Below are 26944 nucleotides of genomic sequence, written 5' to 3'. Positions count from 1 at the left end.
GCGATCCGCATTACCCACGAAGGGGTCGATACAGCCACTGAAGATTCGGGGGCCGAATCGCTACTGCACCTCCACTTCCGGGTAGCTGTATTCAAACACCCGAACCACTTCGGCGGCGTGCCACGAAGCGGCGGCGACGCCATCTGACGGGCCAGAGAAGCGTCCGAGACGCTCTGCGCATTCAAAAAACCCTGGGCGCGGCAAGCGGCTTGCGCCCTGGCTGATCACCAGCGAGCTGCGCAAAGGCTGTTCCGCGCGGGCGTCCATGGCGGCCAGATGCTCCAGGGCTGCGGTCAGGGTCTGCATGGCCGGACTGGGCAATTGCAAACGCTCGACCAACGCGCGATAGGTCAGCAGATGACGCTGGCGGCGCGCCTGATCGAGCTCATTGAGCAGGCCGTCCCAATGCTGACGGCTGATGCGCACGCTCACGACTCGCCTCGCCAGCCCGGCACTCCAAGCTCCCATGCCAGGCTGCGCTTTATTGCAGCATCCGGCTGACGAGTACCATTCTCGATCAACTCCAGATAAGACGGACTGATGCCGACCGTACGCGCCAGGCTGGCCACTTCAAGACCTTTGGCCTCGCGCAGTGCCCGCAACTCATCGAACCCTGGAAGCTCACCGGCAGCGAGGCCGGAAGTCGATGCAACCGGTTCCTGGCGCGGCTTGCCGACCAACCCGGCAGCCTTCAGCAGTGCCTGGTACTGAGCCCAGGGCAGCACTGCATATTCCGGCTCACCGTCACGGGATATCACTTGAAGATCCATAGAGTCACCTTGTACTACACGACCGCACACTGATCAGGCTTGATTCATAGGCTGGCATCTTAACAGCGGAACGCTATGGCTTGTGTTCAATCGGTGAGACTTACACCTTACCCCGCTCTTTCTCCAACAGCGCCTGAGTCTTGGGCAACTGCTCGACCACGATGAGTTTCTCGGGCGGTTGCTGCTCGCGCCATGCACGAAAAGCATCCAGTTCGTCGCTCAAGTGCTTGGTGACCCAGGCCAGCACTGCGATGTCATCGAACATTCCCAGGCCTGGAATCCAGTCAGGAATAGCGTCCAGCGGGCTGAGGAAATACATCAGGCCCGCGACAATGGACAAAATGGCTTTGGGGCTGATGCTTCGGTACTCACCGCGCCAGTAAGCCAGGCACAGGGCCTGGAGCAAACGCAGATCGTCCTTGAGCTTGCCCAGACGATTACCTTCACTGTTACCCTTGCGCGCGACCGCAAACAACAACCCTGGCAGTCGCCCCGCTGCCAGCAGACGCCGGGCTCCGGGCAGATAACGGATAAAATTCCACGGTGCTTTCATACCCACTCCCGTTCAGCAAAATGTCTTTCGATAAAAGCAGATCCGGCGAACCTGCCTGGCCGGTACCACAAGGTTATCCACAATAATTGTGGATAACCTTGTGAACAGTGGCTTTTTTCATGCCTGAACTCCCCGTTATCGGGGGACCACAGTCAAATCGGGCGTTTTTTACTCACAAAAAAGCTACAAAGGTGTGAAACCGCCCCCTCGCTCAAGCGAGTGCCGTTACCTTGCCGGACTGTCGGACAATGCTACTGCGCGCTTCCATGATAGTGGGACTGCCCGAATGGCCAAGCGTTCGGGAAATAAGCCGGACACAAAAACGCCCTGTCGAGACAGGGCGTTTTCTGTAGCCAGGTAGTGGGTTACTTCTTGGCCGGAGCCGAAGCGGCAGGAGCTGCCTCTTCTTCTTCGTCAGCATCAGCACCAGCTGTCGGAGCAGCTGCCGGGTCTTTGATGCCAAGCAACTCAAGGTCAAAGACCAGTACCGAATTTGCCGGGATCGCCGGGCTCGGGCTCTGCGCGCCGTACGCCAGATCACTAGGGATGAAGAGTTTGATCTTCTCGCCTACGTGCATCAGTTGCAGACCTTCGACCCAACCCGGGATAACGCCGCCTACAGGCAGGTCAATCGGGCTGCCGCGTTCAACGGAACTGTCGAAGACCTTGCCGTCAATCAGTTTGCCTTCGTAGTGAACAGTCACAACATCGGTAGGCTTAGGCTGAGCGCCATCCGCTTTCTTGATGATTTGATACTGCAAGCCGGAAGCAGTGGTGACCACGCCATCCTTTTTGCCGTTCTCTTCGAGGAATTTCTTGCCAGCGGCCGAAGCCTCTTCGCTCATCTTGGCCAGACGCTCCTCGGAGCGCTTCTGCAGGGCCGAGAAGGCTTCAACCAGCTCTTCGTCTTTGAGTTTCTGATCTTTCTTGCCGACTGCGTCTTCGATACCCAAGGCCACAGCCTTGGAATCCAGATCATCCATACCTTCCTGAGCCAGGCTTTTGCCCATGTTCAGACCGATGCCATAAGACGCTTTTTGTGCCGGAGTTTTCAGCTCTACGGTGCTGGCTTGCTTGTCACAACCTGCGAGTACCAGACCGACCAGGGCAATCGCCGCTGCCAACCGATGCTGTTTCATGCTAATTCCTTGTTCATGCGCCAAAAGGGCAAACGAGTAAAGCCGCGAGCTTATCAGGCCGCCGCGATCAATGGCTACCGGCATGAGAGGGAGAAAACGCCGATAAGTTCAGGTATCCAAAGGTTTTCCCGGCGCGGCACTGGATTGTTCAGTTGCAGTTCAGTTTGTGATTCGCATGGGAAACACGCGGGTTTGCAGCGAAGGGCTCATGACACGGGGCTGACCACCCCGGCATGAGGCCAGCGCTTACTGGTCTGCAGCACGCGCAGGTGCCCGGCTCGTGCCACTGCGCGAACAAAGTCCTGCACATTGATCGTACCTGCGGCGAGTTGCGCCTGGATGGACTCAGCCCCCGAGTACACGCGCGATACGCTTCGTAAAAGCCGAAGCTCCTCGTCGGACCGGCTGGGTGTGTACGCGAGCAGCGCACCATCGGCTGCCGAGAAATAAACTGCCGACATCTCGAAGCCGTAACGAATTGGCGAGCCTTTGGGTCGCTGTGCAGGCTTGTAACGATAACTGAACATGCGATGCAGATCGTCCGGGTCAAAGAAATCACTCACTACTTCACGCCCGCCCTCAGCTACGAGGTTGGCAGATGAAAAATACATGCCGTCAACACGATAGCCATCAGGTAATGCAGGCCGGTAGTAAGCATCGGGGTGAAACGCCGAACAGGGTGCGTAGACCGGAGCGCCATCTTCAAGGATCGGCTCGGCGATCAGGTAAGCGCGCGTTACCGGGTTGAACAGTAGGAAACCGATGATCTGCGAATGAATGCGAGTACCGATCCGGCCGTGCGCGTAACGTGCAGCTTCATCAGCACGGGTAAACGGCACGCTGAGGCTCAGAGGCCTGGGTGGCCATTGCACGGCGCAGCTTGCAGGCGATGTCACAGGAGGCGTGCGAGTGGCGGCATCGTCCGGATAAGGGCGCCAGTCTGTAGACACTTTCCCGACCCGCCCCCACAGACGACTGGGCACTATCACTTCCAGATCCCCGGCACCTGCCAGCAACCGGACCACATCACTGGGCAGCATGGTGAGGTTCTGCAGCGCCTTGTGGATCTGACTGAGTTCACTCAGGTGCGGCATGCCTGGCGGTCCGGCTACGCGCGCGAACAGCGTGTCTTCGGCGGCAGAACGGGACAGCGTGTATTTGATCAAGGAGCCGTCAGGTCCGGAAAGATAAGTCGCCGGACAAACCTCCTGGTCATCGATCGCTGCATAGATGTCGCCCGCTGAAAAACTGTTCGGGTAAGTAACCTTTTCACGCTCCGGCCATTCTTCAAGCCCGGCCTGAAGTGACGGGTGAGAATGGTAAATCGCATAGTCGTCATACCCTTGCGGGTAGAGCACATACCCCTCCTCATCGTTGCGCGGAAAGACTTCGTTGGGGTCAAAGCTGAACCGGCTGCCGTTCATGGGTTCGGTCGCAACGTACTTGCCATCCTTGCGAACCAGAATAAAGCCGCCGTATTCACGGTCACGCCGATTGCCGATCCGCTCATGGGCATAGCGCGCCGCATCATCAGGATGATCGAAAGGCACGCTAAACGCTGGCATGCCGGGATGATGGTCAACGGACCGTTTTTCAATTCTTTTTCTGGGGTGCATCCGAGGCTCCTTGAAAGCCTGACTGATTGAGTCATTAGCGTAAGGAAACTCAGGGTGGCGGGTGACATAGATGAATATGACAACAGGTAGACGCCGCGGCACCCGGCAACATGAAACTAAAGATAATTTTTAACCGTTAACGGATGTGGTTCGATCCGCTGCGTGGGCAAATCTGCCCAGCCCCTGTTTCGATCACCACGACTGGCGATCAGGGCTTATGCAGTTTGTCGTGCTCAGGAACGTTTTATGCAATCGAACAATCGTTTTCGCCTGATGCGCTCGACGGCTTGCCAGTTGGCAGGCCTTGCAGCCATCACCGCAGCAGTCATGTTACCGGTCAGCTCAGCCTACGCGACCAAGAAGCCACCTATTACCTATTGTTGTAACCGAGGGCATCAAGGCATACAGGCTGTGCACAGGCCCCGACAATCTGTCACACGTCATCGAAGGCTCGATTGATCAAAAGGCAATGACCTATGTCAACGCCCTGCACTTCAAGGAAAACCCGGCGCACTCGCAATATGACTGGCACGCCGCACCGGAAGAGCAATACGTGATCACCCTTTCAGGCACGCTCGAATTTTCCACCACGGGTGGAGAGAATTTCGTACTGCGCCCAGGGGAAATATTATTGGCACAGGACACCACCGGCCCTGGCCATCGCTGGAAACTGATAGACGACCAGCCGTGGCGACGCGCTTACGTCATTACCAAACCAGGCGACAAGGCTGCATTCGTACCAAAGGACGGAGCTGCTTCGAAGGGCTGCTGACGTCCAGAGCTCAATGCGGGTCTTGCAGCGGGACAACCTGATCCAGACTGGCAAAACGCTCCACCAGAAAATCGATCAGACAACGCACCCTGGCGGACAAATGCAACTGCTGCGGATAGACCGCGTAGACGTCCGCCCGAGTGGGTGTCTGGTCTTCAAGCACCAGACGCAGACGGCCACTGCGCACGTACCGGGCAATGTCCCATTCGGCGCGCAGCAAAATGCCGAACCCTTCCAGCGCCCAGTTCAGCGCGACCTCACCGTCGTTGCAGCCCAATGCGCCATGTACCTTGACGTTCTGCGTACGCCCCCCGTTGCTGAAGCTCCACACCCCGTAGGGTGTTTCGTTCTGACGCAGAAAAATACAATTGTGGTGCTGCAGTTCCGCCAGACGTGTCGGCGTACCGTGCTTTTCCAGATACAGCGGTGATGCGCAGAGCAGACGCCGATTGGATGCGATCTTGCGCGCATGAAAGGCCGCGTCCGGAAGGCTGCCGAAACGAATGCCCAGATCAAAACCATGGGTGGCCAAATCCAGTGGATGGTCACTGATTTCCAGCTGGATCTGAACCTCGGGGTAACGGGCAAAAAAAGCCGCCAGTGCCGGGCCTATATGGCGGCGACCGAAACCCAGTGAAGCGTTGACCCTGATGAGCCCTTTGGGGCTGGCAGAACTGCTGGTGATCAACTGCTCGACTTCATCGATCTGGGTCAGAATCCGCGCCGCATGGCTGAAATACAACTCGCCCTCGGCAGTCAGACTCATGGACCGCGTGGTGCGATTCACCAGGCGTGTGCCGAGCCGCGCTTCCAGAAGGCTCAAGCGTTTGCTGATGGCAGGCGGCGTCACGCCCAGTTCGCGGGCTGTCGCGGCAAGACTGCCCTGCTGAGCCAACAGATGGAAAAACGACAGGTCCTGTGTCTGATTCATTGGTAACTCAAAGTTAATTATGTAGTGATTTCGAGTAACTCATACGTTCCGGTTCACTACATATACTCCTTCCACACCCTGTCGAACAGAGCGTTCGCAGGCACAACAAAAAGCACCGGACAGTGGAGTGGACCATGAGCAGTTACAACATTGCAGCAGTACCCGGCGACGGCATTGGCGTGGAAGTGATCGCCGCAGGTGTTGAAGTCCTGCAGGCGCTGTCGAAAAAATCCGGCTTCGACCTGACCTTCAAACACTTTGACTGGAATTCGGATAACTACCTGAAGAACGGCCACTACATTCCTGAAGGCGGTCTGGCCGAACTCAAGACATTCGATGCGATTTTCTTCGGCGCAGTGGGTGCCTTGAATGTACCCGACCATATTTCCCTGTGGGGTTTGCGCCTGCCGATCTGCCAGGGCTTTGACCAATACGCCAACGTACGTCCAGCGCGCGTTCTGCCTGGCGTAAAGAGCCCGCTGCACAACGGCCACGAGATCGACTGGGTCGTCGTTCGCGAAAACTCCGAGGGCGAGTACTCCGGCAATGGCGGGCGCGTGCATCGTGGTTTGCCAGAGGAAGTCGCAACCGAGGTTTCGGTGTTCACACGGGCCGGTGTAGAGCGCATTCATCGCTTCGCTTTCGAACTGGCGCGCACTCGCCCGCGCAAGCACCTGACCATGGTCACCAAGTCCAACGCGCAGCGCCATGGCATGGTGTTGTGGGACGAGATTTTCTACGAAGTGGCCAAGGACTTCCCGGACGTCAGGATCGACAAGGAGCTGGTGGATGCCGTGACCACGCGCATGGTGCTCAAGCCATCGTCGCTGGATGTCATCGTCGCCACCAACCTGCACGCCGACATACTTTCCGATCTGGCTGCCGCCCTGTCCGGCAGCCTGGGCATCGCCCCTACCGCGAACCTCAACCCAGGCCGCAACTTCCCGTCGATGTTCGAACCGATTCACGGCTCGGCCTTCGATATCACAGGCAAAGGCGTCGCCAACCCGATTGCAACGCTCTGGACCGCTGCGATGATGCTTGAGCATCTGGGTGAATCGGCAGCGGCCAAGACCCTGATGTCGGCCATCGAGGCGGTCACCGAAAGCGGTCTGCATACCCCGGACCTCGGCGGCACGGCCACCACCAGGCAGGTCACCGACGCGGTACTGCAACTGATCAACCGCTGAGGCGCGTTCGCCAGATCATCGTCGTATCGCGGTACAACGCCACGGAGACCGGCCTGCCGAGTCTCCGGGCATTTCCTGACAACAATAAAAACTCAGGACCCGGTCATGAAAAGCATTCTAGGCAAACTGTACGTACAGGTTTTACTCGCGGTCATTCTAGGCGCCATCGTTGGCGTTGTGGCACCGGAAACCGGCGCAGCGCTCAAACCCATCGGCGATGCATTCATCAAGCTGATCAAGATGCTACTCGCACCAGTGATTTTCCTGACAGTGGTGTCCGGCATCGCGCGCATGGAAAACATGAAGGAGCTGGGCCGCGTCGGGTTTTGGGCACTGATCTATTTTGAAGTGGTGTCGACCCTGGCGCTGGTAATTGGTCTGGTCGTGGTGGATGTATTCAAACCCGGTGCTGGGATGAACATTGATGTGGCAACGCTGGACTCTTCCAGCCTGAGCACCTACACCAGCGCGGCGAAGCATTCGTCGTTCATGGACTTTTTGATGGGCATCATTCCCGACACCATCATCGACGCATTCGCCAAGGGCAATATTCTGCAAATCCTGCTGTTCTCGATCCTGCTCGGGATCGCTCTGGCTCAGGTAGGTCCGCGCGCTAAACCTTTTGTCGATGCGCTGGACAGCCTGATGCAGGGCATGTTCAGAATCGTCAACATGGTCATGCGCCTGGCACCGCTCGGCGCATTCGGCGCAATTGCCTTCACCATAGGTAAATATGGTTTCGGTTCGCTGTTTTCTCTGGGCAAACTGATGGCCTGCGTCTACCTGACCTGCGCAGTGTTCGTGATCTTCGTACTCGGGCCGATATGCCGCTACAGCGGGTTCAGCCTCTGGAAATTTCTGCGTTTCATCAAGGAAGAACTGTTCACGGTGCTGGGCACCAGTTCATCTGAATCGGTGCTGCCACAGATGATCTCGAAAATGGAGAAAGCCGGCGTGTCAAAACCGGTTGCAGGAATGATCATTCCATCCGGCCTGACCTTCAACCCGGACGGACAGGCGATCTACTATACAATTGCAGCGATCTTCATCGCCCAGGCGACCAATACGCCACTGACCCTGGCCGACCAGTTGATCGTACTGGTGGTGCTGATGTTCACCTCCAAGGGGTCGGCGGGTGTCACGGGTTCAGGCTTCATCATTCTCGCCGCGACCCTCGCGTCACTTGGCACCATCCCTGTCGCGGGCATGGTGCTGTTACTGGGCGTGGACCGTTTCATGTCCGAAGCGCGGGCGATCACCAATACCATCGGCAACGGCGTCGGCACCATGGCCATCGCCAAATGGGTCGGCGCACTGGACAGCGAAAAGATGCACCGGGCGCTGAATGGCGAGGACGAGCCGAAACAACCCGAGCCTTTGCCCCTGCCGAAAACCGGTCAGGCCAGACCTGCCGCGATCACGGAAGGGATCAGTCCGTCGCCGACCTGAATCAGGCCAATTCGGAAATTTCGATCAGGTTCAGATCAGGATCGCGCACATACACAGAACGAATCGGCCCGGTGGCGCCGGTACGCTCCACCGGACCTTCAACGATAGGCCAGTCCTGCTCCTGCAGGTGTGCGATGACTTGAGCCAGCGGGATGCTGGCAATGAAACACAAGTCCAGCGCACCTGGCACAGGCAGATGGGCCTTGGGCTCGAACTCTTTACCACGCTCATGGACATTGATTTTCTGATTGCCGAAGCGAAACGCCAGTCGGCCCTGGCGAAAGCGTTCAGGGGCCATACCCTTGACACGTACGTAAAAATCCTTGCAGGCGTCAACATCAGCAGTGGTCAATACAAGATGGTCCAGATGATCAATCACGGGATCAGCTCCGTTTGGAATAGAGTTCTGTTTACGGCAAAGGCCGCATTTCGGATCAAATGATGCCAAGCCGACGCCATTCGGCGCGAGTGGCTGCGTCTATACCATGTGCTTCGAGAACGGCGTCGGTGTGCTGACCCAGGGTCGGCGCGGGCGTTCTTACCTGGCCCGGCGTGCCTTGAAGTTTAGGCACAATCCCCGGGAGGGTAACGGGCGTGCCGTCATCCAGCGCGCTCTGCAACAACATGTCACGCGCCTGATAATGCGGGTCGCCGGCGATATCGGCAGCGTCGTAGATCTTGCCTGCCGGGATACGCGCCTCGTTGAGTGCAGCAAGAACTTCGTCCATCGAGCGCTCGGCGGTCCAGGTCGAAATGGCAGCATCAATGCGTGCCACATGCCTGACCCGCCCGTCGTTGTGCTCAAGCTCGGGGTCATTGGCCAGATCCATTCGACCGATTTTTTCCATCAACCGGCGGTAGATACTGTCGCCATTACCTGCGATCAGCGCGTACTTGCCATCATTGCAGCGGTAGGCGTTGGTTGGTGCAATGCCTGGCATGCTGCTGCCTGCTGGCTCACGGACAGTATTGAATACCGAATACTCGGGAATCAGGCTTTCCATCACGTTGAACACTGACTCGTACAACGCGACATCTATCTGCTGCCCATCACCGCCATTCTGTTCTCGGTGACGAAGCGCCAGCAGAATGCCGATCACGCCGTGCAACGCTGCAAGTGAATCGCCGATCGACACACCGACACGCACCGGCGTACGCCCTGGCTCGCCCGACAAATGACGCAAACCGCCCATCGCCTCGCCTATTACGCCAAAACCCGGCCTGTCACGGTACGGGCCGGTCTGCCCATAGCCGGAGACGCGCAGCATGATCAGTTTCGGATTGAGGGCATGTAGCTCTTCCCAACTGAGCCCCCAACCCTCAAGTGTAACGGGGCGGAAATTCTCCACCAGCACATCTGCATCACGGATCAGCTGGCGGGCCATCTCCTGCGCCTTTGGTTGACGCAGGTCGAGGGTCACCGACTGCTTGTTGCGCGACTGCACCGCCCACCATACGGAGGTGCCGTTGTGCAGCAAACGCCATTTGCGCAAAGGATCACCGGTCAGCGGCGGCTCGACCTTGATGACCTCGGCACCGAACTCGGCAAGGATCTTCGCCGCAAAAGGTCCGGCAATAAGCTGGCCCAGCTCCACCACCTTGATGCCCTGAAGAGGTAAGTTCATGACACGTCCGTTCTTGTTGGGAATGGATAGATGATCTGCGCAAATGCGGTGGATGGAAAGCCGGAGGTGTTTAACGAGGTTCTGCCCTCGAGAAAGCCCCGCACCCGGTGAGGCTCATTCAATCAGTTGCTGCACGCCAGCTGAAACCCCATGGAAGCGTCACCCGAGGCACCGTCCTTACCGACCATGAGACCTAACACATTGACTTCTTTTGTGGTGGCAGCCCCACCCAACTTGACGTGACCATAGAACAGCCGTTCATAGTCACTGGTATCAATAGAAGATGCCGAGCAGAAACCAGGCGAGTGTTTGAAGTGGCCCTCATTGAAAATCACTTTATACGTTGCGAAATAGTCGTTCTTACTACTGTAACTTACGGACTTGATCCACGGAGACGACTGAGTAACGACAGTACCGTGCTGATCGATAGTCGCGGTGTGCAGCACAGGCAAGGCCAACGCGCTGACGGAGGCGGCCATGACAGAGGCAGCCATTAGCAGTTTAGGACCAGTGTTCATATAATTTCCTTATTTAAATATAGAGCATTCAGTCGCCCTGACAGGGCGACCTTACAGAATCAGATATAAGACATTCGGTCAGCACACTGAAGGCGCCAACCAACAAAACCAGCTAATACCAGCGAAGATGGGAAATCAAGGATTTGATCGTGTTAAACAAAGAGCAAGTCATAAACTTCAATAAATAAGGAAATAACTTACATTGGTTAAGAAGAAGTCTTACCTGATGATGCGTGGAAGCACACAACGTTGTATCACATGAAAACCGCGCTCCTCTGCAACAATCAACCAGACCGTGCCGTCAGAAACCAAACGTCAAGGGTATTGAACTGCGATGACTGCACTGAATATTGTTTTCATAACGCGCATCAAAATGGACTGCTGACCCTGGCCAACGTGGCCGATGCAGATGGCCCGCGCATGGTCGAAAGCCTGGGCGGAAATAGCTTGGTCGTATGGTTACCAGGATGGCTCGGTAGCTGCCTGTCACACCCCGATGAATGAACGAAGACTTCATCGTTTCAGGAAAGCAGAAAGCAGAAAGCCCGCACAAGGCGGGCTTTCTGTTTGCTTCAAGGAGTTCAAGGGCCTTGAAGCTGAATATGGCGCAGCGGACGGGACTCGAACCCGCGACCCCCGGCGTGACAGGCCGGTATTCTAACCGACTGAACTACCGCTGCGCGTAACACTAAAAGCGAGTTTGGTGGGTGATGACGGGATCGAACCGCCGACCCGCTGCTTGTAAGGCAGCTGCTCTCCCAGCTGAGCTAATCACCCTTCACTCTCGTTGTGGCGCGCATTCTACGGAGCGACCTGCACTCTGGCAAGCACTTTTTTAAATAATTTTTATAATCCTTCCAAAGGCTTACAAACGCTCTGTGCAGGGTTGGCCGCAGCCGCCGAGGAGCGAATAATGCCCGCCTTTGTATAGAAAGAGAGACTCACCTCATGTGGTTCAAAAACCTGCTTGTCTATCGCCTGACCCAGGACGTGCCTTTCGATGCCGAAGCGCTGGAGACAGCACTGGCAACCAAACCGGCTCGTGCCTGCGCCAGCCAGGAGGTGGCCACCTATGGTTTCGTCGCTCCTTTCGGCAAGGGCGAGGACGCTCCATTGGTACACATCAGCCAGGACTTCCTGCTGATTGCTGCACGCAAGGAAGAGCGCATTCTGCCGGGCAGCGTTGTACGCGACGCGCTCAAGGAAAAGGTCGACGAGATCGAAGCCGAGCAGATGCGCAAGGTCTACAAGAAGGAACGTGATCAGCTCAAGGATGAAATCATCCAGGCCTTTCTGCCGCGTGCGTTTATCCGCCGCTCCGCGACCTTCGCTGCCATCGCGCCAAAGCAGGGCCTGATTCTGGTCAACGCCTCCAGCCCGAAACGCGCCGAAGACCTGCTGTCGACCCTGCGTGAAGTGATCGGCTCGTTGCCGGTACGTCCGCTGACCGTCAAGGTTTCGCCAAGTGCGACCATGACCGACTGGGTCAAGACCCAGAAAGCGGCCGACAACTTCTTCGTGCTGGACGAGTGCGAACTGCGCGACACTCACGAAGACGGCGGCATCGTACGTTGCAAGCGTCAGGACCTGACCAGCGACGAAATTCAGCTGCACTTGAACACCGGCAAGGTCGTCACCCAGCTGTCGCTGGCCTGGCAGGACAAGCTGTCGTTCGTGCTGGACGACAAGCTGGTGGTCAAGCGCCTGAAGTTCGAAGACCTGCTGCAGGATCAGGCGGAACAGGACGGTGGCGACGAGGCACTGGGCCAGCTGGACGCCAGCTTCACACTGATGATGTTGACCTTCGGCGAGTTCCTGCCGGAACTGTTCGACGCGCTGGGCGGCGAGGAAATCCCGCAGGGGATCTGATCCCCGCCCGTCGCTGCCTGCAACACCGCGCCGTCCTGTGAGACGGCGCGTTCATTTCACACAGGTTTTTTTTACAGGAGGGAGCACCCCATGCGTGCGTTGGCAGCCTTGAGTCGGTTTGTCGGTAATACCTTTGCTTATTGGGTGCTGCTGTTCGCCATTTTGGCGTTTCTGTTCCCGCAGGCCTTTATCGGTCTGAAAAGCTGGATCGTACCGCTGCTGGGTCTGGTCATGTTCGGCATGGGTCTTACCTTGAAGCTGGAAGACTTCTCTGAGGTGGCGCGAAACCCGTGGCGCGTTGCGCTGGGGGTGGTCGCGCACTTTGTGATCATGCCGGGCGTGGCCTGGTTGCTGTGTCAGGTGTTTCAACTGCCGCCGGAAATCGCTGTGGGTGTGATTCTGGTCGGCTGCTGCCCGAGCGGTACGTCATCCAACGTCATGGCCTGGCTGGCCAAAGGTGATCTGGCGCTGGCGGTGGCAATCGCGGCGGTGACCACCCTGCTCGCCCCGCTGCTGACCCCGACCCTGATCTGGTTACTGGCGTCGGCGTGGCTGCCGGTGTCCTTCCTCGATATGTTCTGGTCGATTCTGCAACTGGTCATGCTGCCGATCGTGCTCGGTGTGGTTGCACAGCGTCTGCTGGGCGCACGGGTCAGCTACGCCGTGGACGTGCTGCCGCTGGTCTCGGTGGTGAGCATCGTGATGATCGTCTGCGCCGTAGTTGCCGCCAGCCAGGCGAAAATCGCCGAATCGGGCTTGTTGATCATGGCCGTGGTGATCCTCCATAACACCTTCGGCTTTTTGCTGGGTTATTTCACCGGCAAGGTCTTCAAGCTGCCATTGGCGCAACGCAAGTCACTGGCGCTGGAAGTCGGCATGCAGAACTCCGGCCTGGGCGCTGCGCTGGCCAGCGCACATTTCTCGCCGTTGGCGGCGGTGCCGAGCGCGCTGTTCAGCGTCTGGCACAACATTTCCGGTGCGTTGCTATCGACGTATTTCAGGAAGATGCAGGAAGATGCCGGAGGAAGAAACCAAACCGGGCCTTTGATCAGCGGCGGCACCTGAAGGTGACGCAGAGCGTCACGAAATGCATGCCTACGAGCATTGGCACGGTAGTCATATCGTGCCAATGCTGCGCGGAGCGCTTATTGCACCTTCCCTCTCAGTGCCTTCACCTCTTCACGCACATCCACCGGCGTTGCAACATCTGCTGCAATGGGCGAACCCGCGACCAGCACCACACGCGACCAGAGGCGACGGAACAGGGTCTTGCTCGGGTCACGGCTGAAAAAGCTGCCCCACAACCCTTGTAGTGCCAGCGGAATGACCGGCACCGGGGTTTCCTCAATGATGCGGCTCATGCCGCTCTTGAAGCCGCTGATCTCGCCGTCGGTGGTCAGCTTGCCTTCCGGGAAGATACACACCAGCTCGCCTTCGGCGAGGTACTGAGCGATGCGCTTGAACGATTGCTCGTAGATGTCCATGTCCTCGTTGCGCCCGGCAATCGGGATGGTCCCAGCCGTGCGGAAGATAAAGTAGAGGACCGGCAACTGGTAGATCTTGTAGTACATAACAAAACGGATCGGCCGCCGCACTGCACCGGCAATCAGCAACGCATCGACAAAGGACACATGGTTGCAGACCAGCAGCGCTGCGCCCTCATCTGGTATCCGGTTCAAATCGCGATGCTCGACGCGGTACATGGAATGGCCCAGCAGCCAGATCATGAAGCGCATGGTGAACTCGGGGACGATTTTGAAGATGTAGATATTGACGGCGATGTTCATCAGCGACACCGCCAGAAACAGCTGCGGAATCGACAGTTTGGCGAAGCTCAGCAGCAGGATCGAAACAATCGCCGAAACCACCATGAACAGCGCGTTGAGGATGTTGTTGGCAGCAATGACCCGTGAGCGCTCTTTCACCGGTGTTCGCGACTGGATCAGGGCGTACAACGGCACGATATAGAAGCCGCCGAACACGCCGATGCCCAGGATATCGAACAACACCAGCCAGCCCTGCCCGTAGGAAAGGACCGCCAGCCAGTCGTTGGCCTGCACGTTCTGCGGGAAACCACCGGAATGCCACCACAGCAACAGACCGAAAATCGTCAGCCCCATCGAGCCAAACGGCACCAGCCCGATCTCGACCTTATGCCCGGATAACCGCTCGCAAAGCAGCGAGCCCAGCGCGATGCCGATGGAGAACACGGTCAGGATCAGCGTAACGACCGTTTCGTCGCCATACATCCATTCCTTGGCATAAGCCGGGATCTGCGTCAGATAGATCGCCCCCCACGAACCAGAACCACGAGTTGCCGACAATCGAGCGCGAAACCGCAGGCGTTTGCCCCAGCCCCATGCGCAGGGTCGCCCATGACTGGGTGAAGATGTTCCAGTTGAGCTTCATCTCGGGCGAGGCGGCAGTCGCGCGCGGAATACCGAAGCTGGCAACGAACCCCAGGCAGGCGACCAGCACGATGGCAGCCGCAACAACCCAGGCATAGTGCGCAGAAGACATCATCACGCCAGCACTGATGGTGCCGGCCAGAATCGCCAGAAAGGTGCCCATCTCGACCAGCGCGTTGCCACCGACCAGTTCGCTCTCGCGCAGGTGCTGGGGCAGGATGGAATACTTGACCGGCCCGAACAGCGCCGAATGCGTGCCCATGGCAAACAGCGCCGCCAGCATCAATTCAAGGTGATCGAACAGAAAGCCCGCAGCCCCGACCGCCATGATGACGATCTCGCCGAACTTGATAATGCGGATCAGCGTGTCCTTGGGGTACTTCTCGCCGAACTGCCCGGCCAGCGCCGAGAACAGGAAGAACGGCAGGATGAACAGCAAGGCACACAGATTGACGTAGATCGAACGATCCCCGTCGATGCTCAGCTTATAGAGGATGGCGAGGATCAATGACTGCTTGAAAATATTGTCATTGAACGCCCCGAGGGACTGCGTGATGAAAAACGGCAGGAAACGGCGTTTCCCGAGCAAGCTGAATTGTGACTGTTGGCTCATCGTCCGTGGTCCTGAGAGGCTGGGGTGAACTGACGTAGCCGCCAATCCGAGGCACATTGAAGACGTAACGCTGCCGAATGTCGATAGGACATTTCTTTTTACAAAACACCCCGCACCTTTTTTCATCGTTACTAGCGTTTGCGTAACAGCTGCGACACCCCGCCACGCTCGACCTTGGTCGACAAAGACGAAGCGCGGCCATCGTGCGAGACTGCGCGCTGTCGATACGGTGTGGAATTTCATATGTCGCTGTCCAGCGGGCTGATTGCGGCCGTTGCCTTGTCCTATATGGCCATCATGTTCGCCATCGCCTTTTACGGCGACCGGTACAGCGCATCGCTGCGCCCGACCATGCGCGCCTGGGTCTACAGCCTGTCGCTGGCGGTGTATTGCACCAGCTGGACGTTTTTCGGTGCGGTGGGTCAGGCCGCCGAACAGCTGTGGTCGTTCCTGCCGATTTATCTGGGGCCTATCGTGCTGATGGTGCTGGCACCCTGGGTGCTGCAGAAGATGGTGCTGATCAGCAAGCAGGAGAACATCACCTCCATTGCCGACTTCATCGCGGCACGCTACGGCAAGTCCCAGTCACTGGCGGTCATGGTCGCGCTGATTTGCCTGATCGGCATGCTGCCGTATATCGCGCTGCAACTGAAAGGCATCGTGCTGGGCGTGAATATCCTGATCGGTGCCGTGGCTGATTCCACCGGCACCCGCGCTCAGGACACCGCGCTGGTGGTGTCGCTGATTCTGGCGTTGTTCACCATCGTCTTCGGCGCACGTAATCTGGATGTGACTGAACACCATCGCGGTATGGTGCTGGCTATTGCTTTCGAAGCGCTGGTCAAGCTGTTCGCGTTCATGGCAGTCGGCGTGTTTGTCACGTTCGGCCTGTACGACGGATTCGACGACCTGTTCAATCAGGCCAAACTTGCGCCACGCCTCGAGGAATACTGGCAAGACACGATCAACTGGCCGTCGATGTTCGTGCAGACCGGTGTGGCGATGATGGCGATTGTCTGCCTGCCGCGACAGTTTCACGTCACGGTGGTCGAAAACATCGAGCCTCAGGACCTGAATCTTGCCAAATGGGTGTTCCCGGCCTATCTGGCACTGGCTGCATTGTTCGTCGTGCCGATTGCGCTGGCCGGACAAATGCTGCTGCCCGCGTCCATGCTGCCCGACTCGTTCGTGATCAGTCTGCCACTGGCGCACGCTCACCCGTCACTCGCCCTGCTGGCCTTCATCGGCGGCGCATCGGCGGCAACCGGTATGGTTATCGTCGCCTGCGTGGCGCTGTCGACGATGATATCCAACGACATGCTGCTGCCCTGGCTGTTAAGGCGCAAAAACACCGAGCGGCCGTTCGAAGCGTTTCGTCACTGGATGCTCTCGGTAAGGCGCATCAGCATTGTGATGATTCTCCTGCTGGCCTATGTCAGCTACCGGATGCTGGGCTCAACGGCCAGCCTGGCGACTATCGGGCAGATTGCCTTCGCCGCGATCACCCAGTTGGCACCGGCCATGTTCGGTGCGCTGTACTGGAAGCAGGCTAACCGGCGTGGTGTCTTTGCAGGCTTGGCGGCGGGGATCTTCATCTGGTTCTACACCTTAGTATTGCCGGTCGCGGCGCATGGCATGGGCTGGTCGCTGAGCAATTTCCCGCTACTGTCCTGGCTGCACAGCAACCCGTTCGACCTGCCGATCTCACCGATGACTCAGGGCGTGGTGCTGTCGATGGCCGGCAACTGCACGCTGTTCGCCTGGGTGTCGATATTGTCGCGCACCCGAGTGGCGGAGCACTGGCAGGCAGGTCGTTTCATTGGCCAGGAAACCCAGGGGCGCGACTTCAGCCGACCGCTGCTCGCCGTCCAGATAGAAGACCTGCTCAACCTCTCGGCGCGCTTTGTTGGTGAAGACCGGGCGCGTCAGAGCTTCATTCGCTTCGCCAACAGACAAGGCAAGGGTTTCAACCCCAGTTTGAATGCCAACGGAGAGTGGATCGCGCACACCGAGCGGCTGCTGGCTGGCGTGCTCGGCACTTCCTCGACCCGCGCCGTGGTCAAGGCTGCTATTGAAGGGCGCGACATGCAGCTGGAAGACGTCGTACGCATCGCCGACGAAGCGTCCGAAGTCTTGCAGTTCAACCGTGCGCTGTTGCAGGGGGCCATCGAAAACATTACCCAGGGCATCAGTGTGGTGGATCAGTCCTTGAGGCTGGTGGCCTGGAATCGCCGCTACCTCGAGCTGTTCAATTACCCCGAAGGCCTGATTGGCGTCGGCCGGCCGATTGCCGACATCATTCGCTACAACGCCGAACGTGGGCTGTGCGGGCCGGATGAGGCCGAAGTGCATGTAGCGCGACGCCTGCACTGGATGCGTCAGGGCCGCGCGCACACCTCGGAGCGGCTGTTCCCCAACGGGCAGGTGATCGAGCTGATCGGCAATCCGATGCCCGGCGGCGGTTTCGTCATGAGTTTCACCGACATCACCGCGTTTCGTGCCGCCGAACAGGCCCTCAAAGGCGTCAATGAAAGCCTTGAGCAGCGTGTCGCCGCACGTACCCATGAGTTGTCGCAGCTCAATCAGGCGCTGACCGAGGCCAAGGGCACCGCCGAAGCCGCCAACGAATCGAAAACCCGCTTTCTGGCCGCCGTCAGCCATGACCTGATGCAGCCGCTGAATGCTGCAAGGCTGTTTTCTGCTGCGCTGTCGCATCAGCAGGACGGAATTTCCAGCGACGCCCAGCAATTGGTCCAGCATCTGGACAGCTCGTTGCGTTCTGCCGAAGACCTGATCAGCGACCTGCTGGACATCTCGCGCCTGGAAAACGGCAAGATCACCCCGGACCGCCAACCATTCCCGCTCAACGCGCTGTTTGACACCCTGGGCGCCGAATTCAAAGCGCTGGCCCAGGAGCAAGGTCTGAATTTTCGTGTCAGAGGCACTTCACTGCGCGTCGACAGCGACATCAAGCTATTGCGCCGGGTCCTGCAAAACTTCCTGACCAATGCTTTCCGCTATGCCAAAGGCCCTATTCTGCTGGGTGTCAGGCGTTACGGCGACAGCCTGAGCCTTGAGGTCTGGGACCGCGGGCCGGGCATCCCCGAAGACAAGCGCCAGGTGATCTTCGAAGAATTCAAACGCCTCGACAGCCACAAGACTCACGCAGCGAAGGGGCTGGGCCTGGGGCTGGCTATTGCCGATGGTTTGTGTCGCATTCTCGAGCACCCTTTGCAGGTGCGTTCGTGGCTTGGCAAAGGCAGCGTTTTCAGCGTGCGGGTGCCACTGGCAGCAGCCCCGGCGAGAATGCCCGACACGCTGCCGGATGTCAGCCGACCCGCGCTGAACGGCACGCAGGTGCTGTGTGTCGACAATGAAGACAGCATCCTGATCGGCATGAACAGCCTGCTATCACGCTGGGGTTGTCAGGTGTGGACCGCTCGCAGTCGTCAGGAATGCGAAGCACTGCTGAACAATGGCGTCAGGCCGCAGATTGCGTTGGTGGATTACCATCTGGATGAGGGCGAGACCGGCACTGAACTGATGGCCTGGCTAAGAACACGCCTGGGGCAACCAGTGCCGGGCGTGCTGATCAGCGCTGATGGTCGTCCGGAGTTGATCGCTCAGGTGCACGCAGCAGGACTCGATTACCTGCCAAAACCGGTCAAGCCTGCAGCGCTGCGAGCGCTGCTGAGCCGGCATGTGAATCTGGACTGAGAAAGGGCTGACGGTTGTTCGCCGTGCCGCGGACAACAGGATCAAAGCGGTTGCTCAACCAAACAACCAGTAGCCCAACAATGTCAGCACCACTACCGCCAGAGCAGGCCGCAAAACGCGGTAAGCCTTGGGGTTGGCGCGCTTGAACTGCTTGACCTTGCCACTGAAGCCGTCGCTGAAGCGCTTGCTGAACGCATACGCCTGATTGATCCCGCCGACCCGCTCGTCGTCCAGATTCTGCGGCGCGGTTGCGCGGCCCAGAAACGCACTGACGCTGCTGTTCACACGCGTCATGAAGCGGTTGGTCAGCGGACGCTCGACGTCACAGAACAGAATCACCCGGGTCTGCGGCGTTTCATTCTTGACCCAGTGCACGTAGGTCTCGTCAAACATCACGTCCTGGCCGTCACGCCAGGCGTATTCCTTGCCATCGACAAAGATCCGGCAGTCATCGGAGTTCGGCGTGGACAGCCCCAGGTGATAACGCAGGGAACCGGCGAACGGATCGCGGTGCGGATTGAGGTGGCTGCCGCCCGGCAACAGCGCGAACATCGCGCCTTTGACGTTGGGAATGCTGTTGACCAGCTCAACGGTCTTCGGGCACAGCGCTTCGGCAGATTGCAGTGCCTTGTCATACCATTTCAGATAAAAACGCTTCCAGCCCTTCTTGAAGAACGAGCCGAAACCGGCGTCGTTATTCTTCTCGGCCGCACGAATGTAGCCTTCATCGAACAGGTGCATGGCTTCGTCGCGAATGGTTTCCCAGTTGTCCTTGAGGATATCCAGCTCAGGGAATTTGCTGCGATCCAGATAAGGTTCGGAGGGCACACGGGAAAACAGGTACATCAGTGCGTTGTAAGGCGCGAACAATGCCGAATGGTTGACGAACTGCCGCAACAGGGGCAGCCGGGCCCGACCGCGCAAATGAACGTACAGCGTGCTGCCCAGAAACAGCATCAGGATCGATGCCTTGGCAACAAATGAAAGGGTCATGAAGCTCTCCTTGAAGCGGGCAGATAACGCCAAACGTCACGCGGGCAGTACTGATGCATGATTCTGAATGAAGGACCGCAAGCACCGGACGAACAGAGATAATCGTCCGGTGACGCGTAAGCTGGCCATCATAAACCCTTGCGTTGCCCGCATGAAGTGCACACTTGCGAAGATGTGTTACTGAGAAAGCTCCTGATCGGTAAACAGGTCGCTGAACAGCATGCTGGACAGGTAACGTTCGCCAGAGTCAGGCAGGATCACCACGATAGTCTTGCCCTGCATCTCCGGTTTTTCAGCCAGACGGACGGCTGCCGCCATGGCTGCTCCGCAAGAGATACCGCAAAGGATGCCCTCTTCCTGCATCAAGCGCCGCGCCATGGCCTTGGATTCCTCATCGGTGACACGCTCTACGCGGTCCACAATCGACAGATCGAGGTTTTTCGGAATGAAACCGGCACCGATGCCTTGAATCTTGTGCGGGCTGGGTTTGATCTCTTCACCGGCCATCGCCTGGGTGATAATCGGCGAACCGTCTGGCTCGACCGCAACCGACAGGATCGGCTTGCCTGCGGTGTGCTTGATATAGCGGGAAATACCGGTGATAGTCCCGCCAGTCCCGACGCCTGCCACCAGTACGTCGATAGCGCCGTCGGTGTCCGCCCAGATTTCAGGGCCGGTGGTCTTTTCATGGATGGCCGGGTTGGCCGGGTTCTCGAACTGTGCGGGCATGAAATATTTTTCCGGATCGCCCGCCAGCAGCTCTTCTGCCTTGGCAATCGCGCCTTTCATCCCCTTTGCCGGTTCAGTCAACACCAGTTCGGCACCCAACGCCTTGAGTACCTTGCGACGTTCTATGCTCATGGAAGCGGGCATGGTGAGCATCAATTTGTAACCACGGGCGGCGGCAACGAATGCCAGGCCAATCCCGGTATTGCCCGAGGTCGGTTCGACGATGGTCATGCCGGGCTTGAGTTTGCCGCTGCTTTCAGCGTCCCAGATCATGTTGGCGCCGATACGGCACTTGACGGAGTAGCCCGGATTACGCCCCTCGATCTTGGCCAGAATCGTGACACCGCGTGGCGCAATACGATTGATCTGCACCAGCGGCGTATTACCGATGGAATGGGCGTTATCAGCGTAGATACGGCTCATGAAAGTGTCCTTGTGCACATCGGTTAAAGACCCAAAGCCTATGCCGCCAGCCCTGGGGCGTCCAGTCTGACCGAACGGATGACCGCGTGCGTAGTCAATCCCTCATTGAAACAGGAGACTCATGTCATGAAACGTCGCTACAGCTGGCCGCTATGGACCCTGGCCGCTCTGGTAGTTCTGCTGATCGCGATCAATATCGCCTTGCCCTTTCTGGTGCGCGACTATCTGAACGACAAACTGGCCGACATGGGCGACTACCGAGGTGAGATCACCGACGTAGACCTCGCGCTGTGGCGAGGGGCTTACCGGATCAAGGGACTGAAGATCGTCAAGACCGATGGCAAGGTCCCGGTGCCCTTTTTCGACGCACCGATGATCGAACTGGCTGTCAGCTGGCATTCACTCTGGTATGACCATGCAGTGGTCGCGAAAGCACTCTTCACCGGCCCGCAGATAAACTTCGTGGACGGCGGCAGCAAGCAGAACTCGCAGACCGGTCAGGGCACCGACTGGCGTACCCAGATGGACAAGCTGCTACCCATCACCCTCAACGAATTGCGCATCGATAACGGGCGCATCACGTTCAATAACTTCAACTCCACGCCCAAGGTAAAAATCGAGGCGGATCAGGTCAATGCCAGCATCTATAACCTGACCAACGTGGTCGACGTGGAAGGCAACCGCGATGCCGAGTTCAAGGGCAAGGCACGTCTGCTGGGCCATGCCGATCTGGAGAGCACCGCCAGATTCGATCCGTTCAGCAACTTTGAAGATTTCGACTTCAAACTGCGCGCCACCGGCATTCAGCTCAAGAAGCTCAACGACTTCTCGTCGGCGTATGGCAAGTTCGATTTCAACGCCGGCGATGGCGATGTGGTGATTGAAGCGCAGGCCGACAAAGGCCAGCTCAAGGGCTATATAAAGCCGCTGCTGCGCAACGTGGACGTGTTCAACTGGCAGCAGGACGTCGAGAACAAGGACAAGGGCGTTTTCCGCTCGATCTGGGAAGCGCTGGTCGGCACCAGCGAAACCGTATTGAAAAACCAGCGGGAAAACCAGTTCGCCACCCGTGTCGATCTGAGCGGCAGCGTCCATCAGCAGGACATCAGCGGCTTCCAGGCGTTTCTGCAGATCCTGCGCAATGCTTTCGTGCAGGCATTCAATGCGCGTTATGAGAGCAGCAAGGGGTCTTAGTGGTCCTTTTTATCCACGGAATAAACACCCCGCTCCTCGGCGGCATGTGCCTGTTGCTGCAATGCATCCCAGCCCAGGCAAGCCAGCGCAAGGGTACGTGGCGTAGCTTCGCGAGAGTTGCTGTAGCGAGTGATGCTGCGAGGGCTGACACCCAATGCCTGTGCGGCCTTAGCCAAGGGCAAACCCGTGCGGGCACGCCACCCGATGAAAATACGCGTGTTTTCGTCGGTGGCAGCTTGAGCCTGAGCGTCGAGATACAGGGTATCCGCACCGATCTGGATATCCAGTTCAGGCCATTCAACCGTCCAGCCATCATCGCCCACTTGGGCGTGGGCAAAGGCTTCAGCAGCAATCAGGGGTCGTAACCCCGAAAAAGCCTGCACATCAGCGCTCATGTCGAGGACGAATTGTTGATCGTCGATGAATGTCAGGGCCAGCCGGTATCCGGACTGCGCCTGAACATCCCTGAGCCGGGGTCGTTTCATGGATGCCATCGTTTCCACTCCTCCATCAGTTCGTCGCGGTGAATTCGTATCCATTCGAGAGCTTCCTTAAGCACAACAGTCGGGGCATGTCCGCGCATGGGCTCTACGAGCTCAAGGCAAATCAGTACATCCAGACCACCACCGGTCAGATGCACATGCGGCGGCAGGTGGTCTTTTTCCCTCAACTGAATCCTGTATTTATCCCTGAATCTGTATTTAGTCGACATGAAGCGTATGGTATAGCCAAATTAGCCATACCAAAAGCAGCGTTACAATTTCGACCCGGTCACTGCGTGACGCCCCATTCAAGAACTGAATGAGGCGTCTGCGTTCACAGCCGTCCGGAAGCCACGTTATAGTTCCGGCATTGCTTGCCCCTGTTACGGTGTGCGCGCCGACAGGCTGCGCCTACCCACGTGAAAAGGATTGATCATGAAGTTCGAAGGCACCCCGGCATACGTCGCCACTGACGATCTCAAGCTGGCGGTCAACGCGGCAATCACGCTGGAGCGTCCGCTGTTGGTCAAGGGCGAGCCCGGCACCGGCAAGACCATGCTGGCCGAGCAACTGGCCGAGTCCTTTGGCGCGAAGCTGATCACCTGGCACATCAAGTCCACCACCAAGGCACATCAGGGCCTTTACGAATACGATGCCGTCAGCCGTCTGCGTGACTCTCAGTTGGGCGTGGACAAAGTCCACGACGTACGTAACTACCTGAAAAAGGGCAAGCTCTGGGAAGCCTTCGAGTCCGATGAGCGGGTCATTTTGCTGATCGACGAGATCGACAAGGCCGACATCGAGTTCCCCAACGACCTGTTGCAGGAACTCGACAAGATGGAGTTCTACGTCTACGAAATCGATGAAACGATCAAGGCCAAAAAGCGCCCGATCATCATCATTACCTCCAACAACGAAAAGGAATTGCCGGACGCCTTCCTGCGTCGCTGCTTCTTCCACTACATCGCCTTCCCGGACCGTGCCACGCTGCAACGCATCGTCGACGTGCATTACCCGGACATCAAGAAAGACCTGGTGAGTGAAGCGCTGGACGTGTTCTTCGACGTGCGCAAAGTGCCTGGCCTGAAGAAGAAGCCTTCCACGTCCGAGCTGGTGGACTGGCTGAAGCTGCTGATGGCCGACAACATCGGTGAAGCCGTGCTGCGTGAGCGCGACCCGACCAAGGCGATCCCGCCGCTGGCCGGGGCGCTGGTCAAGAACGAACAGGATGTGCATTTGTTGGAGCGTCTGGCGTTCATGAGCCGCCGCGGCAACCGTTGAGCGCCTTCATCCACCCCGTTACGTAAAAGGGCGACAGCCATGCTGCTCAACCTGTTCAACGAAATGCGCGCGGCCAGAGTGCCGGTGTCTCTGCGTGAATTGCTGGACCTGATCAATGCGCTGAAACAGCGGGTTATCTTTGCCGATATCGATGAGTTCTACTTTCTTGCGCGCACGATTCTGGTCAAGGACGAGCGTCATTTCGACAAATTCGACCGGGCCTTCGGTGCGTATTTCAAAGGTCTGGAAAATCTCGACGATCATTTGCAGGCATTGATCCCCGAAGACTGGCTGCGCAAAGAGTTCGAGCGCTCGTTGAGTGACGAGGAACGCGCGCAGATTCAGTCCCTCGGCGGCCTCGACAAGCTATTCAAGAAGCGTCTGGAAGAACAGAAGGAACGCCACGCCGGTGGCAACAAATGGATCGGCACAGGGGGCACCAGCCCTTTCGGCTCGGGGGGCTATAACCCTGAAGGCATTCGTGTCGGCGACGCAGGGGAACGCAAGGGCAAGGCAGTCAAGGTGTGGGATCAGCGCGAATATAAAAACCTGGACGATCAGGTCGAGCTGGGTACGCGCAACATCAAGGTGGCCCTGCGCCGTCTGCGCAAGTTTGCCCGCCAGGGCGCTGCGGATGAACTGGACATCGACGGCACCATTGATCACACCGCTCGCGATGCGGGCCTGCTGAACATTCAGATGCGCCCTGAGCGGCGCAACACCATCAAATTATTGCTGCTGTTCGACATCGGCGGTTCGATGGACGCGCACGTCAAGATCTGCGAAGAGCTGTTCTCGGCCTGCAAGACCGAGTTCAAGCATATGGAGTATTTCTACTTCCATAATTTCATCTACGAATCGGTGTGGAAGAACAATCTGCGCCGCAGCTCGGAGCGAACCGCCACTCAAGACCTGCTGCACAAGTACGGCGCAGACTACAAAGTGATTTTCATCGGCGACGCTTCGATGGCGCCGTATGAAATCACCCAGCCCGGTGGCAGCGTCGAACACTGGAATGAAGAAGCAGGCTATGTATGGATGCAGCGCTTCATGGCCAAATTCAAGAAGATCATCTGGATCAATCCCTATCCGAAAGATGCCTGGGACTACACCACGTCCACGCATATCGTGCGCGACCTGATTGAAGGACAGATGTACCCGCTAACCCTGCGCGGCCTGGAGGAAGGCATGCGTCATCTGGCGAAATAAGCATGACGGGCGCGTGCTGACTCTACGCAACGCCCGTTCTCGTTATTACCCTCTCCAGCGATCAGCGCCAGTCCCGCTCAAGTTGCGGCTTGCGTCGTCCGCCGTGGATCACCCAGCCGAGCAACAGCACGAAGCTTTCGATCACCAGCGCCAGCAGCAATGCACTGATGATGCCCCAGGCAATGACTTCGGGGGCCAGCAGGACTTGCCACGTATAACCGTTGAACGTTTCCCGGCGGATATCCGCATCGGCAGACGTGACGACAAACAGGGCTTTGGAATACCACGGTCCCTGGAGTCCTAGCCACTGACGCTCAAGGATATGGGTACGGCTCATCAACGTATCGATGTTGTCCGCATCGGCTCGGAAAACCGGGTCTTCGCTGCTGCGATAGTGCTGGATCAGCGCCTGTATATCGCCCTTGAAGAACTGCTGCGCAGTAGCGGTGTAGCCCTTGACGGCCTGTTGCGCCTCGATCAGATGCGCTTCGACACGCTTGCTGTAATCACTGATGAATCCGGGGATCTGTACCCCGAACAGCAGGCCTGTCGTGAACAGGACCAATCGCAGATAACTTCGCAGCATCAATATCCCTCTTCTTTTATCCAGTATGCCGGTGGAGGCGCTGTTACTGCACTGGTGTCTCGACCGAGCCTTGCGCCACGCACTCACCCTTGCGCCACAGGCTCCACTGGCCCGGTTCATAGCGCTTCCAGTTTTCGTTCTCGGTCAATGGCTCGGTGGCGATCACAGTCACCACGTCGTGCGGCGTTGTTTCAGCCTGAAAATCGACAATCACGTCGACATCTTTCAACCTTGCCGGGCCGAACGGCGCGCGCCGGGTGATCTGAACCAGTTTGGTACTGCAAAAGCAAAACAGCCAGTCGCCATCGCTCAACAGGCAGTTGAACACGCCTTTACTACGGTATTCAGTGCAGGCCTGGATCAGCGAAGGCAGTAATTGCTCGACCTCAACCGGCTCGGGAAAGGCTTCGCGAACGCGATTGAGCAGGTCGCAGAATGCAGCTTCGCTGTCGGTATCGCCCACCGGCCTGTAAAAGGTGGCAACGGGGGTGAAATCGGCTAGCTGGCCATTGTGCGCAAAGCACCAGTTACGGCCCCAGAGTTCACGCACGAAAGGATGTGTGTTGGACAGACAGACCTTGCCGACGTTGGCCTGACGAATATGGCCAATCACCACTTCGCTTTTGATCGGATAGCGCTGCACCAGTTGCGCAACTTCAGATTCACTGCTGGCTGCGGGGTCCTGGAACAAGCGCAGGCCGCGCCCCTCGTAGAAGGCAATGCCCCAGCCATCGCGATGCGGACCAGTACGCCCGCCACGCTGCATCAGCCCGGTAAAGCTGAAGACTATGTCGGTCGGGACATTGGCGCTCATGCCCAGTAGTTCACACATGCTCAGGTTCTCGCTTCAAGACGTTTTGCAGCAGGTCATGCGCCG

23 protein-coding genes, 2 tRNA genes and 3 pseudogenes are annotated in these 26944 nt (G+C 57.9%); 10 read left to right on the top strand and 18 right to left on the bottom strand.

Annotation, left to right across the window (positions count from 1 at the left end; all coding sequences use genetic code 11):
* Positions 1-60: 60 nt before the first annotated feature.
* The 5 genes from AO277_RS25200 to AO277_RS25180 form a co-directional block, all read right to left on the bottom strand.
* The gene (locus AO277_RS25200; RefSeq protein WP_002552638.1) at positions 61-432 is read right to left on the bottom strand and encodes a hypothetical protein; all 372 of its coding nucleotides are present in this window, start codon (positions 430-432) and stop codon (positions 61-63) included.
* A complete protein-coding gene (locus AO277_RS25195; RefSeq protein ID WP_044317738.1) occupies positions 429-770 on the bottom strand; it encodes a helix-turn-helix domain-containing protein in 342 nt (113 codons plus the stop codon). Before AO277_RS25195 ends, AO277_RS25200 begins: the two co-directional genes overlap by 4 nt.
* 100 nt (positions 771-870) lie before the next feature.
* Positions 871-1323: a YkvA family protein gene (locus AO277_RS25190; RefSeq protein WP_002552636.1), complete on the bottom strand. Its 453-nt coding sequence runs from the start codon at positions 1321-1323 to the stop codon at positions 871-873.
* Positions 1324-1688: 365 nt separating this feature from the next.
* Positions 1689-2462: a BamJ family beta-barrel-assembly machinery protein gene (gene bamJ, locus AO277_RS25185; protein WP_002552635.1), complete on the bottom strand. Its 774-nt coding sequence runs from the start codon at positions 2460-2462 to the stop codon at positions 1689-1691.
* 206 nt (positions 2463-2668) lie between these two features.
* Complete coding sequence (locus tag AO277_RS25180; RefSeq protein ID WP_005782785.1) at positions 2669-4078, bottom strand: DUF4329 domain-containing protein; 1410 nt, start codon at positions 4076-4078, stop codon at positions 2669-2671.
* A gap of 246 nt (positions 4079-4324) precedes the next feature.
* Between AO277_RS25180 and AO277_RS29485 the strand changes: the two are divergent.
* Positions 4325-4850, top strand: a pseudogene (locus AO277_RS29485) (hypothetical protein).
* Between the two features lie 10 nt (positions 4851-4860).
* On the opposite strand, the gene AO277_RS25170 reads toward AO277_RS29485, so the two are convergent.
* Positions 4861-5781 carry a LysR family transcriptional regulator gene (locus tag AO277_RS25170; RefSeq protein ID WP_002552632.1) on the bottom strand — a complete coding sequence of 307 codons (921 nt, stop codon included), beginning with the start codon at positions 5779-5781 and terminating at the stop codon, positions 4861-4863.
* Between the two features lie 134 nt (positions 5782-5915).
* Between AO277_RS25170 and AO277_RS25165 the strand changes: the two genes are divergently transcribed.
* Together AO277_RS25165 and AO277_RS25160 are read left to right on the top strand one after the other, a co-directional pair.
* Entirely contained in the window at positions 5916-6971 is a 1056-nt protein-coding gene (locus tag AO277_RS25165) for a tartrate dehydrogenase (protein WP_002552631.1), read from the top strand.
* Between the two features lie 105 nt (positions 6972-7076).
* Complete coding sequence (locus AO277_RS25160; protein ID WP_002552630.1) at positions 7077-8420, top strand: dicarboxylate/amino acid:cation symporter; 1344 nt, start codon at positions 7077-7079, stop codon at positions 8418-8420.
* Position 8421: 1 nt separating this feature from the next.
* Here AO277_RS25160 and AO277_RS25155 read toward each other — a convergent pair whose 3' ends face one another.
* The 3 genes from AO277_RS25155 to AO277_RS25145 form a co-directional block, all read right to left on the bottom strand.
* Positions 8422-8799 carry a VOC family protein gene (locus tag AO277_RS25155; RefSeq protein WP_044317737.1) on the bottom strand — a complete coding sequence of 126 codons (378 nt, stop codon included), beginning with the start codon at positions 8797-8799 and terminating at the stop codon, positions 8422-8424.
* A 55-nt stretch (positions 8800-8854) separates the two neighbouring features.
* Positions 8855-10045 (bottom strand): CaiB/BaiF CoA transferase family protein, encoded by a 1191-nt coding sequence (locus tag AO277_RS25150; RefSeq protein WP_005732895.1) that lies wholly within the window; start codon positions 10043-10045, stop codon positions 8855-8857.
* A gap of 122 nt (positions 10046-10167) precedes the next feature.
* Positions 10168-10563, bottom strand: coding sequence for a hypothetical protein (locus AO277_RS25145; RefSeq protein WP_044317736.1), 396 nt, complete (start codon positions 10561-10563; stop codon positions 10168-10170).
* A 334-nt stretch (positions 10564-10897) separates the two neighbouring features.
* On the opposite strand from AO277_RS25145, the pseudogene AO277_RS25140 reads away from it, so the two are divergent.
* Positions 10898-11038: pseudogene (locus tag AO277_RS25140) on the top strand (isocitrate lyase/PEP mutase family protein); the annotation flags it as partial.
* A 128-nt stretch (positions 11039-11166) separates the two neighbouring features.
* Here AO277_RS25140 and AO277_RS25135 read toward each other — a convergent pair.
* Both AO277_RS25135 and AO277_RS25130 read right to left on the bottom strand, forming a co-directional pair.
* A tRNA-Asp gene (locus tag AO277_RS25135) sits at positions 11167-11243 on the bottom strand.
* A 21-nt stretch (positions 11244-11264) separates the two neighbouring features.
* Positions 11265-11340, bottom strand: a tRNA-Val gene (locus AO277_RS25130).
* 171 nt (positions 11341-11511) lie between these two features.
* On the opposite strand from AO277_RS25130, the gene rdgC reads away from it, so the two are divergent.
* Both rdgC and AO277_RS25120 read left to right on the top strand, forming a co-directional pair.
* Positions 11512-12432, top strand: coding sequence for a recombination-associated protein RdgC (rdgC, locus tag AO277_RS25125; RefSeq protein WP_002552626.1), 921 nt, complete (start codon positions 11512-11514; stop codon positions 12430-12432).
* A gap of 90 nt (positions 12433-12522) precedes the next feature.
* On the top strand, positions 12523-13497 hold the full coding sequence (locus tag AO277_RS25120; protein WP_044317735.1) for a bile acid:sodium symporter family protein: 975 nt from the start codon (positions 12523-12525) through the stop codon (positions 13495-13497).
* Between the two features lie 80 nt (positions 13498-13577).
* Here the strand turns inward: AO277_RS25120 and AO277_RS25115 are convergent.
* A pseudogene (locus tag AO277_RS25115) lies at positions 13578-15453 on the bottom strand (MFS transporter).
* Between the two features lie 243 nt (positions 15454-15696).
* On the opposite strand from AO277_RS25115, the gene AO277_RS25110 reads away from it, so the two are divergent.
* Positions 15697-19170, top strand: coding sequence for a hybrid sensor histidine kinase/response regulator (locus AO277_RS25110; RefSeq protein WP_044317734.1), 3474 nt, complete (start codon positions 15697-15699; stop codon positions 19168-19170).
* Positions 19171-19224: 54 nt separating this feature from the next.
* On the opposite strand, the gene AO277_RS25105 is transcribed toward AO277_RS25110, so the two are convergent.
* Together AO277_RS25105 and cysK are read right to left on the bottom strand one after the other, a co-directional pair.
* A complete protein-coding gene (locus AO277_RS25105) occupies positions 19225-20163 on the bottom strand; it encodes an aspartyl/asparaginyl beta-hydroxylase domain-containing protein (RefSeq protein WP_044317733.1) in 939 nt (312 codons plus the stop codon).
* A 177-nt stretch (positions 20164-20340) separates the two neighbouring features.
* Complete coding sequence (gene cysK / locus AO277_RS25100; RefSeq protein ID WP_002552621.1) at positions 20341-21315, bottom strand: cysteine synthase A; 975 nt, start codon at positions 21313-21315, stop codon at positions 20341-20343.
* A 126-nt stretch (positions 21316-21441) separates the two neighbouring features.
* Here cysK and AO277_RS25095 point away from each other — a divergent pair, with 126 nt between their 5' ends.
* Positions 21442-22509 carry a DUF748 domain-containing protein gene (locus tag AO277_RS25095; protein ID WP_044317732.1) on the top strand — a complete coding sequence of 356 codons (1068 nt, stop codon included), beginning with the start codon at positions 21442-21444 and terminating at the stop codon, positions 22507-22509.
* Here the strand turns inward: AO277_RS25095 and AO277_RS25090 are convergent.
* Both AO277_RS25090 and AO277_RS25085 read right to left on the bottom strand, forming a co-directional pair.
* On the bottom strand, positions 22506-22994 hold the full coding sequence (locus AO277_RS25090) for a DUF2442 domain-containing protein (protein WP_044317731.1): 489 nt from the start codon (positions 22992-22994) through the stop codon (positions 22506-22508). The genes AO277_RS25095 and AO277_RS25090 overlap by 4 nt on opposite strands.
* Positions 22991-23221 (bottom strand): DUF4160 domain-containing protein, encoded by a 231-nt coding sequence (locus tag AO277_RS25085; RefSeq protein ID WP_044317730.1) that lies wholly within the window; start codon positions 23219-23221, stop codon positions 22991-22993. The genes AO277_RS25090 and AO277_RS25085 overlap by 4 nt, the downstream gene beginning before the upstream one ends.
* Before the next feature lie 205 nt (positions 23222-23426).
* Here AO277_RS25085 and AO277_RS25080 point away from each other — a divergent pair, with 205 nt between their 5' ends.
* Entirely contained in the window at positions 23427-24272 is an 846-nt protein-coding gene (locus tag AO277_RS25080) for an AAA family ATPase (protein ID WP_002552618.1), read from the top strand.
* Between the two features lie 39 nt (positions 24273-24311).
* On the top strand, positions 24312-25481 hold the full coding sequence (locus tag AO277_RS25075) for a vWA domain-containing protein (protein ID WP_044317729.1): 1170 nt from the start codon (positions 24312-24314) through the stop codon (positions 25479-25481).
* 61 nt (positions 25482-25542) lie between these two features.
* Here the strand turns inward: AO277_RS25075 and AO277_RS25070 are convergent, their stop codons facing one another.
* Positions 25543-26067 (bottom strand): DUF2937 family protein, encoded by a 525-nt coding sequence (locus tag AO277_RS25070; RefSeq protein WP_005740963.1) that lies wholly within the window; start codon positions 26065-26067, stop codon positions 25543-25545.
* 43 nt (positions 26068-26110) lie between these two features.
* Positions 26111-26899 carry a class II glutamine amidotransferase gene (locus tag AO277_RS25065; RefSeq protein ID WP_005732886.1) on the bottom strand — a complete coding sequence of 263 codons (789 nt, stop codon included), beginning with the start codon at positions 26897-26899 and terminating at the stop codon, positions 26111-26113.
* Positions 26900-26944 lie beyond the last annotated feature (45 nt).

The organism is Pseudomonas amygdali, assembly GCF_002699855.1.
Lineage (GTDB): Bacteria > Pseudomonadota > Gammaproteobacteria > Pseudomonadales > Pseudomonadaceae > Aquipseudomonas > Aquipseudomonas amygdali.
The sequence above is the reverse complement of the archived record's forward strand: the minus strand, read 5'-3'. Positions and strand labels throughout refer to the sequence as shown.